The organism is Herbaspirillum sp. Her2 (assembly GCF_057961375.1).
Window position 1 is genome coordinate 428,437 of sequence record NZ_CM176331.1, and the last position, 12,432, is coordinate 440,868.

Below are 12,432 nucleotides of genomic sequence, written 5' to 3' on the forward strand. Positions count from 1 at the left end.
CCTTTGTGGAGCCCCCCCGTTATTCGACACCTGTGTCGGTGTTCATCGAATTGACGGTTGAGCTCAAAAAGGGTTCCGCAGGTTAGATCGTATCGATGCCTTTAATGTTAATCCTCATGGAACCTCGCGCGCGCGCTCTCAACGGTTAGGATTAAGTCCGCGAACGCGGGGATAAAGCTTAAAAATACTCACCGCGCTTTTTTCGCAGCAAGTACGCGCTCGAAATCATCCCGACAGTCGGCATTACGGAACACCTGTCCGAAAACCACCACCTCGGACTCGTGTAAATAACTGTACGCAGCCCGCCGGATCTGACTTTGCGGCCGATGTGTCCTTCGAGCCGAAGACCGCGCCGATACCGGTCATGTTCCAGCCCGACCAGGCAGCGCAGATTGAGCATGCCTGGCTGGCGCCAGGTGCATGTCCCCGGACCCGGCCGGTGGTGGATGACATGCCGACATGGCCAGCGCCGACCATAACCGCAGATGAGCAGCGCCGCTCACTGGATGCCTGGGGTGCCGTCAAGGCGTACCCTCTGGTCACGCGTGGTGCCCGTGCCGGATACCATCGCAGGCCATGGACCGCATTACGTTCAATACACCCGATGACGGCGTGATGGCAGGGCAATTCAAGGACAGCTCGGCAACAGGAGCGTGACCACCACGGAGATCTACGTTCGGAAGCGGCGCAGACAGAAGGTCATTCCTACGAAGTGACGCATGTTCGATTGCTTGAAGAGAGCGTTTAGCGGCGCATGTCGTAGACTTCATCTGCAACGATCATTTTGTAATCGTAGGTGGTGGCATTTTGGAAAGTCATGGGTTTGGCAAGAATTACAGCATCCGGCCTATATGCATATTGGTAGCCGTACTGTGCGCAGGTAAGCGTTATATTGTCTTGAAAGACTATGACCCTACCAAATTGACATCCCTCAAATCCTTCAGTGCGCTTGCCATCGTCGGTCACCAGGGAAGAAACTGACTTGTGTGGCGTTGCCATTATTGCCAAGGTCGAGCTGCTGGTATAGCTGGGCTTTATCCAGTGCGTCGGGTGAGTTCAACCAATGTTCTCGGCTTTTCTCGCTATCACAAGACCGCAGGTTTCAAGAGAACGTAATGCGAGTTAAGGTCGAGCAGTGACCGTAAGTACAAAGTTTGCGGAGCAAAGCCAGAATTGCGGAGCAAAAAAAAGCGGCCTGCATCGCTGCAAGCCGCTTCTGTTCTGGTGCTGATGGGCGGAATCGAACCGTCGACCTACTGATTACGAATCAGTTGCTCTACCAACTGAGCTACATCAGCAAAAGTCCGCGATTATAACGGGTTCTTTCCGCTTCTTCCACACCCCGGCCAGAAATTTTCGGCTTTCTGCCCCCTCGTGCAGGCCCGCCAGCCCTGCGCTAGTCCGACAACATCGCGCTCAGCCATCAATTTTCTTGTCCTCTTCCTTGGCCTCTTCCATGGCATCCGGTTCCAATTCCTCAGCAGAACGGTTGCAATAAATGAAATATCCCCACGCCGCCAGCAAGACACCGGTCCCGACCAGCAGAGCGGCAGCATAGATCATGTCCGCCGCTTCCTCATGCGCGGCACGGAAGGTCATCACCAGGCCCTCGATAGCCAGTGCCACGATCACCACCACGAAAAACCGTGACAGGAAGCGCCGCACCCGCGTCGGCGCGCTGATGTTGGCGTCGCGCACCACCTCTTCCTCCGTAATGGTCTCGGCAATCTGGAATGCCACCACCGCAGCCGCCAGGATGCCGATGGCCTCGATCAGCTCCTGGGCCTGCGGCAGCCCCAGGCCTTCGCTGACCGCCTCGTAACCCATGCTCGCCGCAATGGCGATCAGCGCCAGGGCACCCAGTGCAAACAACAGCGCGATCACCGCATGCACTACACCAAAGACCGCCGTGATCTGTTTCATTGATTCCTCCCGTCCGTTTTGTGATGAGCGATTGGACTGATGAGTTGCATAAAGGTTGTCGCCACGGATCATCGTTGTTTGTTGCTGCGGGGAATCAATATCGGCTACGGCCGCGCGCTGCGGGCATCGGCAAGCAGGAAGCTGACCGGGACCTCCATCAGTCTTACAGCGTTTTCAGACGAAGCGGGATGCAAGGGCGGCATAGGCGAGCGCAACATCGATCCATCAGCACTGATCTTATCCCTAGCCAGTCCGTGCAGAATGTCACCGGCTGGCGCAACCGCAGAGGAGGCCATCATGCCGCAGACCGCATGGAGCAAGAAACGTGAACGCCAGTATGAACACATCAAGTCCGGTGCCGTCAAACGCGGCACCAGCACCCGGCGCGCCGAGGAGATCGCGGCCCGGACCGTCAACAAGGAACGGGCCCAGCACGGTGAATCCAAGACGGCCAGCAAGACGTCCACCCAAGATATGTCACCCTCTCGACGGGGCGGCCTGCGCTCTCATGCCGGATCTCGCGGCCGCACGTTCAAGCAGTTGTATGCGGAAGCGGCAGCGCGCGGTATCAAGGGGCGTTCGTCGATGAACAAGGCTGCACTGGAAAAGGCGCTTTCCCGATAAGTGGAAATGGCAACGTCACGCAAAAACTAAAGAACCGTCCGCAATACCCTGTTCCAAAACTAAGTAAACCGGCGTAAAGCGTAAACAATTAAAAAAATATGCGCGAGTAGGTCGCCAAACGACAGCGCCCCCGATCTGCATCGGGGGCGCTGCTTTGTTTCATGCCCTGAAGTCCAGCCCGCAAGCCAGCCCGCAGGGCAGGGCGACCGACCTTACTTGGTCACCGCCAGCACGGTACGCTGTCCACCCTTGTACGTGTACAGGGTCAGCGAACCATCCTTGACATCGCCCTTTGCATCGAAGGCGATCACGCCGGTCACGCCCTTGTGGCTGATCTTGGCCAGTTCGGGCAGGTACTTCTTGGGATCGGCGGAGCCGGCCTTGGCCATGGCGTCAGCCACGGTCATCGTGGCATCGTAGGCATAGGCCGCGTTGTAGACCACATCGATGCCGAACTTCTTCTTGTAAGCTGCGCGGAAGTCATCCATGCCCTTCTTGCCGGAAGCGTCCACGCCACCGGCTTCGGCGCAGATCACCTGGTCTTCGCCCAGGCCATCACCGGCCAGGCCCGGCAGGGAGCCGGTACAGATGCCATCACCGCCCATGAACTTGGCGCCGATGCCCAGCTGCTTCATCTGGCGCAGCATCGGGCCGCCCACGGCGTCCATGCCGCCGAAGAAGATCACATCCGGCTTCTTGCCCTTGAGTGAGGTCAGGATGGCGTTGAAGTCGGTGGCCTTGTCATTGGTGAACTGGGTGCCGACGATGGTACCGCCGGCCGCCTTGGCGCCCTTGGCGAATTCTTCTGCCACGCCCTGACCATAGGCGGTACGGTCATCGATCACGGCGATCTGCTTGGTGCCCAGCTTCTGCACGGCATACTTGCCCAGTGCGGCGCCCAGCTGCGCATCGTTGGCGACCACGCGGAAAGTGGTCTTGAAGCCTTGCTGGGTATACTTCGGATTGGTGGCCGAGGGGGACACTTGCGGGATGCCGGCATCGCTGTAGATCTTGGAGGCCGGAATGGTGGTGCCGGAGTTCAGGTGGCCGATCACGGCGGCGACCTTCTGGTCAACCAGCTTGGTGGCGACCGCAGTGGCTTGCTTGGGATCGGAAGCATCGTCTTCACCCAGCAGTTCGAACTTGACCTTCTTGCCGCCAATGGTGAAACCCTTGGCGTTCAGTTCTTCGACGGCCATGCGCGCGCCGTTCTCGTTGTCCTTGCCCATGTGGGCGTTGGGGCCGGAGAGCGGGCCCACGTGGGCGATCTTGACGACTTCCTGGGCATGCGCGGCGCCTGCGAATGCCAGACCGATGGCGGCAGTTAATGGAATAATGGCGCTCTTGAATTTCATAACACTCCTCTGTAGATTGGATTGACCACTTTTAATGTTTTGTCTCACAACACAGTTATTCAGATCCTTGTTGCGGTGACCAGGCGTGCTGCTTTGCTTTCGTCCCCGACTTTCTGAATAATGCGACGGTACAACATAAGAATCGGCCAAGCCAAGCAATTTTTGAATGGCCGGCCTGAACCATCATCCTCGACTCTGTCCCATGGCTGCCAAACTTCACACCCTCGACAAGGTGGATCGCAAACTGCTCAACATGCTGCAGAAGGACAACCAGATCTCCACGCGCGTTCTGGCTGAAAAACTGCACATCTCGCAACCGACCTGCCTGCGCCGCATCCGCGAACTGCGCGAGGCCGGCATCATCAGCGCCGAGGTGGCCATGGTCGATCCCTTCGCACTCGGCTACGGCATGCTGGCCTTCCTGGAGATCTCGCTGAACAACCAGTCCGACCAGCACATGCAGGACTTCGAGCAGCGCATGGCCAAGGAGGCCGAGGTGATGCAGTGCTACTTCGTCTCCGGCGAATACGATTACTTCCTGGCGGTCCATGTCATCGACATGGATGCCTACTACCAGTTCGTCAGACGTGTGATCTCGGGATCAGGCAATGTGCGCCACTTCCAGTCGCGCTTCCCGATGAAGCGGGCCAAGTTCACCACCCGCATCGCCTTCGATGAAAAGGCGGTCGAAGTACAGGTGCGCGTGCCCGGCTGAACGCTTGCCGCCTGCCCGCGCGGGATTGGCGGCCAAGCTCATCCATTGCGTTTTGTTAGATTTCGGGGCGTCCATCCCTCGGACGGCCCCTGGATTTACTAACTTTTTCATTTTGCTGGCCGGCGATCCCGTTGTGCAGGAGTGTTCGCACGGCAGGGCAGGCACGTACTTTGCATTGCAGTGCGGTTGTCAGTTGTGTTATTTTCGGGGGCATCCCGCAGCGTGCGATGAAGAGCTCCTCCCGCCACTGCGTCTTCGCTGAAGCAGTACCGTGGTCATCAGCAACAAGAGCGGACACAGATCAGCACCCAGCGCCGGGCCCGTGTGGCCGGCCCGCCAGCAGTACCCGCAATCCCTATCATCCACCGTCCGCGGCCCATGCCGCAGGGCGCAGCCTTGCCCGGTGCCGCAGGTTCTGCGAAGCCATCCAGCCACTCCTGCAGCACGCTGCAGAACCACAGAAAGGAAATCCCGCACGATGCACGAAGTCGAGTTATTCATCCAGGACATGGCCATCATCATGCTCATTGCCGGCATTGTCACCGTTGTCTTCAACAAGCTGAAGCAGCCGGTGGTGCTGGGCTACATCGTGGCCGGCGTGATCATCGGTCCGCACACGCCGCCCTATGACCTGATCCAGGATGAGAAGACCGTGCACATTCTGTCGGAGCTCGGGGTGATCTTCCTGCTGTTCTCGCTGGGGCTGGAATTCAGCCTGAAGAAACTGGCCAAGGTCGGTGCCACCGCCTTCATCGCGGCAGCGGCCGAGATCCTGCTGATGATCTGGATCGGCTACGAGATCGGCCTCTACTTCGGCTGGAAGCGCATGGACGCCATCTTCCTGGGCGCGATGCTGGCCGTGTCCTCCACGACCATCATCGTCAAGGCCTTGAATGAACTGGGCATGAAGAACGAAAAGTTCGCGCAGATCATCTTCGGCATCCTGATCGTCGAGGACATCCTCGCCATCGGCATGATCGCGCTGCTTTCCGGTGTGGCCACCAGCGGCTCGGTGGATTCCACAGAAGTCTTTACGACGGTGGGCAAGCTGGTGCTGTTCATGACGGTCTCGCTGGTGGTCGGTATTCTCGCGGTGCCGCGCCTGCTCAGTTTCATCGCCCGCTTCAAGAGCAACGAGATGCTGCTGGTGGCTGTGCTGGGCGTGCTGTTCGGCTTCTGCCTGCTGGTGATGAAGCTGCAATACAGCGTGGCCCTGGGCGCCTTCCTGGTCGGCGCGGTCATGGCCGAATCGCGCCAGCTGCACCGCATCGAACGCCTGGTGGAACCGATCCGCGACATGTTCTCGGCCATCTTCTTCGTGGCCATCGGCCTGCTGTTTGATCCCAACGTGCTGGTCAAGTACTGGATGCCGATCACCATCATCACGCTGGCCGTGGTCTTCGGCAAACTCATCAGCTGCGGCCTGGGCACCTTCGTGGCCGGGCAGGGCGGCCGCACGCCGATGCGCGTGGGCATGGGCCTGGCGCAGATCGGCGAGTTCTCCTTCATCATCGCCGCACTTGGCCAGAGTCTGAAGGTCACCAGCGATTTCCTCTATCCCATCGTGGTGGCGGTCTCGGCGGTGACGGCGCTGCTCACCCCTTACCTCATCAAGGCCGCCGACCCGCTCTCGGCCAAGGCGGTCACGCTGGTGCCGGCGCGCGTCTCGGGCCTGCTGGGCATGTATTCGCGCTGGCTGGAAAGCCTGCAGCCAACGGGCGACCGCGCCGAACTCACGCGCATCATCCGCCGTATCCTCATGCAGGTGATGGTGAACCTGGCGCTGGTGATTGCAGTGTTCCTGGCGGGGGCCTTCTTCGTCGATGGCCTCTCGCGTCAGCTCTCGGCGTGGACGCCCGATCCGGAGGTGCAGAAGGCCATCATCTGGGGTTGCGCGCTGGTGATTTCCTTGCCCTTCCTGATCGCCACTTACCGCAAGCTGCAGGCGCTGTCGATGCTGCTGGCAGAGGTCAGTGTCAAGCCCGAGTTCGCGGGAGCGTATACTTCGGGCGTGCGCAAGATCGTCTCGGAGATCTTGCCCATCATGTCCATCGTGGGCATCATGCTGCTGATCTTCGTGCTGAGTGCCAGTATCCTGCCGCCGCTGAACCTGCTGGCCTTCGTGCTGGCCGGGGCCGCCGGGCTGCTGTGGTTGCTCTGGAGCAAGCTGGTCAAGCTGCATTCGCGCCTGCAGATCGCGCTCTTCGAGACCCTGGATGAACAGCCGGATGACGTGCATTGAGCATTGCCGATCCTGCAAGGTGAGAATTTTTTGCGTTGCCAAAAAGGGAACGCTCCCGGTTTTATTTACGTTGAACTGAACCATCATGACTCAAGACGAACTCAAGCAAGCCGTCGCCAAGGCCGCCATCGACTACGTGGTCGACGGCGAAATCATCGGCGTGGGCACCGGCTCCACGGCCAATTTCTTCATCGATGAACTGGGCAAGATCAAGCACCGCATCAAGGGCGCCGTGGCATCCTCCGAAGCGACTGCCGAGCGCCTGCGTTCGCACGGGATCACCGTGTTCGATCTCAACGAGGTCGAGACCATGCCGGTCTATATCGACGGTGCCGATGAAATCAATGGCAGCGGCGCCATGATCAAGGGCGGCGGCGCTGCACTCACGCGCGAGAAGATCGTGGCATCCGTGGCGCAGAAGTTCGTCTGTATCGCAGATGGTTCCAAGCTGGTGGATGTGCTGGGTACTTTCCCGCTGCCGGTGGAAGTGATCCCGATGTCGCACGCCGTGGTGGCCCGCAAGCTGGCCGCGCTGGGCGGTGAGCCGCGCCTGCGCCTGAACAAGAATGGCGACGGCAAGCCGCTGGTTACCGACAACGGCTGCTACATCATCGACGTGCTGGGCCTGGCCATCACCGATCCGGCCGACATCGAAGACAAGATCAACAACATCGTCGGCGTGGTCACCAATGGCCTCTTCGCGCGCCAAGGGGCCAATGTCTGCCTGCTGGGGACGGCCGAAGGCGTCAAGAAACTGGAGTTCTGAGAAGCTCCGTTTTCTTGGTCGCAAACAAAAATGCCCGTGTCGCAGGACACGGGCATTTTTTTCATCTCGATGATTTCAGGCGGATGCCTCACGGCTGGCTGGCCTTGGCCTCATCCCGAGCAATCACCACGGTCATGCGCGCCGGATCGATGTACTTGCGCACGGCCGCATTCAATTGCGCCAGCGTCAGGTCGGCCAGCTTCAGGTCCAGCTGCTGCTGCCACAGGAAGCTGCGGTTCAGGTTCATCAGCGCGCTCCAGCTGGTGGCGATGCCGCCATCACCGGCGCGCTGCTGGTTGCGTTGCTGCAGGATGCCGGACTTGGCGCGCAGCAGTTCCTCCTCGGTGAAGCCATCCTTGATGAGAAGGGCGATTTCTTCGCGCACGGCGGCATCGACCTTGTCCAGGTTCTGCGGGGCAGCGATTGCGCGCACGCTGAAGTAGCCTGCATCGCTGATGGCACCGACCTGCAAGCCGCTGTTGATGCCATAGGACAAACCATCCTTCTGGCGGATGCGATCCGCCAGGCGCGACTTCAGGCTGGAGCCGCCGAGCAGGTAATTGGCCACGGCCAAGGCCGGATAGTCGGGATCATCATCGCGCAGGCGGATGTTCTGGCGGGCCAGGTAGACACCGTTTTCCTTGTCCGGCGTATCGATGAGGATGCGCTTGGGCGGGATGTCGGCCCAGGTCTGCAGCACGCGCGCATAGGGGGCGGCACTGGTCCAGCCGCCGAAGGCTGCATCGATGGCCTTGCGTGCAGCCTCCGCATCGAAGTCTCCGACTACCGCGACTTCACCATGCGAGGCCCCGTAGAAGCGGCGATGGAAGGCCTGCACCTGTTCCAGCGTCACCGCCTGCACGGCAGCGATGCGTTGTTCCAGCGTCTGCGCAGCGCGCCAGTCGCCGTCCGGGTAATGGTTGAAGTGCAGTTGCAGCGCTTCGCCGGCACGCGCGTCCGGCTCCTTGCGCGTGGCTTCCAGCGCCGCCACGGTCTCATTCTTCAACTGCGCGAATTCAGCCGGATCCATGCGCGGATGGCGCAGCACTTCGCCTACCAGCGCAAACGCCGGGACCAGATTCTCGCGCGTGGTCTGGAAGCGATAGACGTTGCCGTTGATCTTCAGGCGCGTGAATTCGTCCGCCAGCTGGCGGCGATCCAGATCGCGCGTGCCGCGCATGAGCATGGCCGCCGTCAGCGAGGCGACCGCACGCTGGCCGAACAGGCTATCGGCATCGCCAAACTCCAGGTTCATGCTCACCGAGACCGTCTGCCCACGCGATTGCTTGGGCAGCAGTGCCAGCTTCAGTGCGGTGTGGGGCGGCTGGCCCGGCGCAATGCGGGTGGTACGCTGCTCGATGTTGCCCGGTGCCGGATCAAAGGCTTCGCCCGAGGCGATGGCCGGGCGCGGCTGGTATTGCGCCAGCAGCGATTCCACGCTCGGTGCGGGCGGGACCTCGGCACGCTGCGGATGATCTTCCGGCAGGTAGAGACCGACCGTACGGTTGTCGCGGCGGAAGTAGCGGCCAGCCGCCGCTGCGATGTCAGCGCTGGTCAGGCGCTGTTCCAGGTCGCGTTCGATGAAGACCAGGCGCCAGTCGCCGCGTGCAATCGCATTGGACATCGCCACTGCCATCTGCTGCGGATTGTTTTGCAGCGTCTCGAAGTTGTTGGCGCTCTCGCGGCGCAGGCGCGCCAGTTCCTCGGCGGTCGGCGGGGTGGTGCTGAAGGATTCGACGGCGCTGATCATGGCCTGCTTGACCGGTTCGATGTCAGCGCCTGCCTTGACCTGCGCCACGATCATCTGCAGCCCCGGCGCGTAGCCGCTCAGCGGCATCGCATAGACCTGCGTGGCCAGTCCCTTTTCCACCAGCAGCTTGTGCAGGCGGCCATTGGGCGTGTCGGTCAGGATGTCGCTGGCAAACGAGAGGGCGGTGGCATCCGGATGCAGCGCGGAGGGCATCTTGTAGCCCAGCGCCACCAGTTGCAGGTCGCCACGGCGGCGAATGGCGAACTGGCGTTCGCCGTCCTGAGTCGGCTCCACGGTCCAGAATTCAGGCAGCTTGCGCTTGGGCTTGGGCAGGCGGCCGAAGCTCTGGTTGACCCATTGCAGTACCTGTGTCGGATCGAACTTGCCGGCAATGAGCAGCACCGCATTGTCGGGCTGGTAGTAGGTGCGGTAGAAGGCTTGCAGGTTCTCGATGCGCACGTTCTCGATGTCGCTGCGCGCGCCGATGGTGTTGCGGCCATAGCTGTGCCAGTCGTAGGCCACGCTCTGCATGCGCTTCAACATCACGCGCGAGGGCGAGGTCTCGCCGGATTCAAACTCGTTGCGCACCACCGTCATCTCGCTGTCGAGATCCTTGCGTGCGATACGGGAATTGACCATGCGGTCGGCTTCCATGGCGATCGCCCATTGCAGGTTGTCCTTGCCGGCCTCGAAAGTCTCGTAGTAGTTGGTGCGGTCCAGCCAGGTGGTGCCGTTGAAGTTCATGCCGCGCTTGCTGAATTCCTGCGGGATCGCCGGGTTGTGCGGCGAGCCCTTGAACATCAGGTGTTCCAGCAGGTGCGCCATGCCGGTCTCGCCATAGTTCTCGTGGCGCGAGCCGACCAGGTAGGTGATGTTGACGGTGACCGTGGGCTTGGAATCGTCCGGCAGCAGGAGCAGCTTGAAGCCATTGGCAAAGCGGTATTCGCTGATGCCCTCGGCGCTGGGGCCTTGCGTGACGCCGGCTGGCAGCGTCGGTGCAGCGCTGGCCGTGGCCGCGTGGGCCCAGGGGGAAACAAAAGTAAAGCCGAGACTGACGGCAAGCACGGCAAGGCGCAGATGACGCAGGGACAAGATGAGCTCCAGCGGGAAGTCGGTAGGGAATCAGGGTTCGGAGTCGGCATTGTAGACGAGCCGGCTGCCGCGATGCGTCAGCCAAAACAAACGCCGCCGTGGCGAACCAGGGCGGCGTTGCGGCCTTGCTCAAGCGATCAGAGGGCAGCTTATTCGCTCGGCGGCACGTAACCGGCGGCGGCATCGGCACCTTCACCGAAGAAGTGCTTCTCCATCTGCGCGGCCAGATACTTGCGGGCACGGGCGTCGGCCAGCATCAGGCGGTTTTCGTTGACCAGCATGGTCTGGTGCTTGAGCCAGGCGGCCCAGGCTTCCTTGGAGACACTTTCATAAATGCGTTTGCCCAGCTCGCCCGGATAGGGCGGGAAGTCCAGGCCTTCGGCTTCCTTGTTCAGTTTGATGCAATGGACCATGCGTGCCATGTCGATTCCTTGGTTCGTTAAGTTGAAATGCCTGGGACGGGCGGGCCAGCGATGGGGGTCAGCGGTTGAGCCTGCTCACGTCCTGACGGAAAAATGATTAATACAAATTCTTGATCAATACCTGCGACTTGCGCTGCCAGTTGTAGATCTGCTGGCGATCTTGCGGCAGGTCGTTGACACCGGCCAGCACGAAGCCGCGCTTCAGGAACCAGTGCGAGGTACGGGTGGTGAGCACGAAGAGCTTGGTCAGCCCGGCTTCGCGGGCACGGGTTTCGATGTGCTTCAGGATACGGTCGCCGTCGCCCTGGCCCTGCACTTCCGGGTTGACGGTGAGGCAGGCCATCTCGCCCATGCGTTCCTTGGGGAAGGGATACAGCGCAGCACAGCCGAAGATGACGTTGTCGTGCTCGATCACGGAGAAGTAATGGATTTCCCGTTCGATCAGTTCGCGGCCGCGCTTGACCAGGGTGCCATCGGCTTCCAGCGGTTCGATCAGTTTCAGGATGCCGCCGACGTCCTCGATGGTGGCCTGGCGCAGGCTTTCCAGGTTCTCGTAGGTGACCATGGTGCCCACGCCATCGTGGGTGAACAGTTCCAGCAAGGCCGAGCCATCGGTGGAGAAGGGCACGATGTGGGCGCGCGAGACGCCGGCGTTACAGGCCTTGACCACGCTGGCCAGATAGAAGGCCGCATCCGAAGGCAGGAAGCCGGCCGACAGCACGGCCTCGGCCTGGTGAGAAGACAGCTCGCGGATTTCAGCGCCGCCGGCATCCTTCATCAGCGGGGTTTCAGACAGGAAGATCAGTTTTTCGGCGCGCAGCGCGATGGCGGCGGACACGGCCACGTCTTCCATGGTCAGGTTGAAGGCTTCGCCGGTGGGCGAGAAACCCAGCGGCGAGAGCAGCACGATGCCGCCTGCGTTCATGATGGGCTGGATGACGTCGGCGGCGATCTTGCGCACCACGCCGGTCAGTTGCAGGTCCACGCCATCAATCACGCCCATCGGGCGGGCGGTGACGAAGTTGCCGGAGATCACACGGATGGCCGAATGCGCCATGGGTGTATTCGGCAAGCCCTGGCTGAAGGCAGCCTCGATGTCCAGGCGTAGTTCGCCTGCGGCTTCCTTGGCGCACTCGAGGGCGGCGCTGTCGGTCACGCGCAAGCCGTTCTGGAAGCGCGCCTCGACATTGCGCAGGGCCAGCTGTTCGGCCACCTGCGGACGCGAGCCATGCACCACCACTACGCGGATGCCCAGCGCATGCAGCAGCGAGAGATCCTGGGCCAGCACCTGCAAGCCGCCGGCCGTGACCAGCTCACCCGGGAAGGCGACCACGAAGGTCTTGCCGCGGAAGGCGTGGACATAGGGCGCGACGGAACGCAGCCAGTTGACGAATTCGGTCTGTTTTTCCATGACGCGCATTATAACCAGCGTCGCGGCGGGCCGTAGGCTTGCGGGCCGCTTCGGGGCAGATTTCTTGTGCGGATGTTGCAAAGCGGAGCCAACCGGCCCGCAAGCCGCCCCCAAACCTGCACCATCGGCCGT

The 12,432-nt window shown here is 61.2% G+C and carries 10 protein-coding genes, 1 tRNA gene and 1 pseudogene; 5 read left to right on the forward strand and 7 right to left on the reverse strand.

Annotated features, from left to right (window positions below):
- Positions 1–238 precede the first annotated feature (238 nt).
- Positions 239–563: pseudogene (locus ACWHXP_RS01915) on the forward strand (replication endonuclease); the annotation flags it as partial.
- Positions 564–744: 181 nt separating this feature from the next.
- Here the strand turns inward: ACWHXP_RS01915 and ACWHXP_RS01920 are convergent.
- The 3 genes from ACWHXP_RS01920 to ACWHXP_RS01930 form a co-directional block, all read right to left on the reverse strand.
- On the reverse strand, positions 745–999 hold the full coding sequence (locus tag ACWHXP_RS01920) for a hypothetical protein (protein ID WP_489634617.1): 255 nt from the start codon (positions 997–999) through the stop codon (positions 745–747).
- Positions 1,000–1,222: 223 nt separating this feature from the next.
- Positions 1,223–1,298 (reverse strand) — tRNA-Thr (locus ACWHXP_RS01925).
- 118 nt (positions 1,299–1,416) lie between these two features.
- Positions 1,417–1,923: a hypothetical protein gene (locus ACWHXP_RS01930; RefSeq protein ID WP_209582772.1), complete on the reverse strand. Its 507-nt coding sequence runs from the start codon at positions 1,921–1,923 to the stop codon at positions 1,417–1,419.
- Between the two features lie 297 nt (positions 1,924–2,220).
- Here ACWHXP_RS01930 and ACWHXP_RS01935 point away from each other — a divergent pair, with 297 nt between their 5' ends.
- Entirely contained in the window at positions 2,221–2,547 is a 327-nt protein-coding gene (locus ACWHXP_RS01935; RefSeq protein ID WP_489634616.1) for a plasmid stabilization protein, read from the forward strand.
- Between the two features lie 212 nt (positions 2,548–2,759).
- Here the strand turns inward: ACWHXP_RS01935 and ACWHXP_RS01940 are convergent, their stop codons facing one another.
- Positions 2,760–3,902, reverse strand: a complete 1,143-nt coding sequence (locus tag ACWHXP_RS01940; RefSeq protein ID WP_039784467.1) for a branched-chain amino acid ABC transporter substrate-binding protein — start codon at positions 3,900–3,902, stop codon at positions 2,760–2,762.
- A 202-nt stretch (positions 3,903–4,104) separates the two neighbouring features.
- On the opposite strand from ACWHXP_RS01940, the gene ACWHXP_RS01945 reads away from it, so the two are divergent.
- The 3 genes from ACWHXP_RS01945 to rpiA all read left to right on the forward strand — a co-directional run bounded on the left by ACWHXP_RS01945 (position 4,105) and on the right by rpiA (position 7,625).
- Positions 4,105–4,617, forward strand: a complete 513-nt coding sequence (locus ACWHXP_RS01945) for an Lrp/AsnC family transcriptional regulator (RefSeq protein WP_008331218.1) — start codon at positions 4,105–4,107, stop codon at positions 4,615–4,617.
- Between the two features lie 478 nt (positions 4,618–5,095).
- On the forward strand, positions 5,096–6,859 hold the full coding sequence (locus ACWHXP_RS01950) for a cation:proton antiporter (protein WP_134223087.1): 1,764 nt from the start codon (positions 5,096–5,098) through the stop codon (positions 6,857–6,859).
- 85 nt (positions 6,860–6,944) lie between these two features.
- Entirely contained in the window at positions 6,945–7,625 is a 681-nt protein-coding gene (gene rpiA / locus ACWHXP_RS01955) for a ribose-5-phosphate isomerase RpiA (RefSeq protein ID WP_039784469.1), read from the forward strand.
- Positions 7,626–7,713: 88 nt separating this feature from the next.
- Here the strand turns inward: rpiA and ACWHXP_RS01960 are convergent, their stop codons facing one another.
- From ACWHXP_RS01960 to argA, 3 genes are all read right to left on the reverse strand, one after another.
- The gene (locus ACWHXP_RS01960; protein ID WP_489634615.1) at positions 7,714–10,467 is read right to left on the reverse strand and encodes a M16 family metallopeptidase; all 2,754 of its coding nucleotides are present in this window, start codon (positions 10,465–10,467) and stop codon (positions 7,714–7,716) included.
- A 149-nt stretch (positions 10,468–10,616) separates the two neighbouring features.
- Positions 10,617–10,889: an oxidative damage protection protein gene (locus ACWHXP_RS01965; RefSeq protein ID WP_008331210.1), complete on the reverse strand. Its 273-nt coding sequence runs from the start codon at positions 10,887–10,889 to the stop codon at positions 10,617–10,619.
- A 97-nt stretch (positions 10,890–10,986) separates the two neighbouring features.
- Positions 10,987–12,300, reverse strand: a complete 1,314-nt coding sequence (gene argA / locus ACWHXP_RS01970; RefSeq protein ID WP_199725134.1) for an amino-acid N-acetyltransferase — start codon at positions 12,298–12,300, stop codon at positions 10,987–10,989.
- Positions 12,301–12,432 lie beyond the last annotated feature (132 nt).

What these genes read in the sequence shown, in the direction of transcription:
- ACWHXP_RS01940 (WP_039784467.1), bottom strand. Translation starts at nt 3,902, where the DNA reads ATGAAATTCAAGAGCGCCATTATTCCATTAACTGCCGCCATCGGTCTG.
- argA (WP_199725134.1), bottom strand. Translation starts at nt 12,300, where the DNA reads ATGGAAAAACAGACCGAATTCGTCAACTGGCTGCGTTCCGTCGCGCCC.
- ACWHXP_RS01920 (WP_489634617.1), bottom strand. Translation starts at nt 999, where the DNA reads ATGGCAACGCCACACAAGTCAGTTTCTTCCCTGGTGACCGACGATGGC.
- ACWHXP_RS01935 (WP_489634616.1), top strand. Translation starts at nt 2,221, where the DNA reads ATGCCGCAGACCGCATGGAGCAAGAAACGTGAACGCCAGTATGAACAC.
- rpiA (WP_039784469.1), top strand. Translation starts at nt 6,945, where the DNA reads ATGACTCAAGACGAACTCAAGCAAGCCGTCGCCAAGGCCGCCATCGAC.
- ACWHXP_RS01945 (WP_008331218.1), top strand. Translation starts at nt 4,105, where the DNA reads ATGGCTGCCAAACTTCACACCCTCGACAAGGTGGATCGCAAACTGCTC.
- ACWHXP_RS01965 (WP_008331210.1), bottom strand. Translation starts at nt 10,889, where the DNA reads ATGGCACGCATGGTCCATTGCATCAAACTGAACAAGGAAGCCGAAGGC.
- ACWHXP_RS01950 (WP_134223087.1), top strand. Translation starts at nt 5,096, where the DNA reads ATGCACGAAGTCGAGTTATTCATCCAGGACATGGCCATCATCATGCTC.
- ACWHXP_RS01930 (WP_209582772.1), bottom strand. Translation starts at nt 1,923, where the DNA reads ATGAAACAGATCACGGCGGTCTTTGGTGTAGTGCATGCGGTGATCGCG.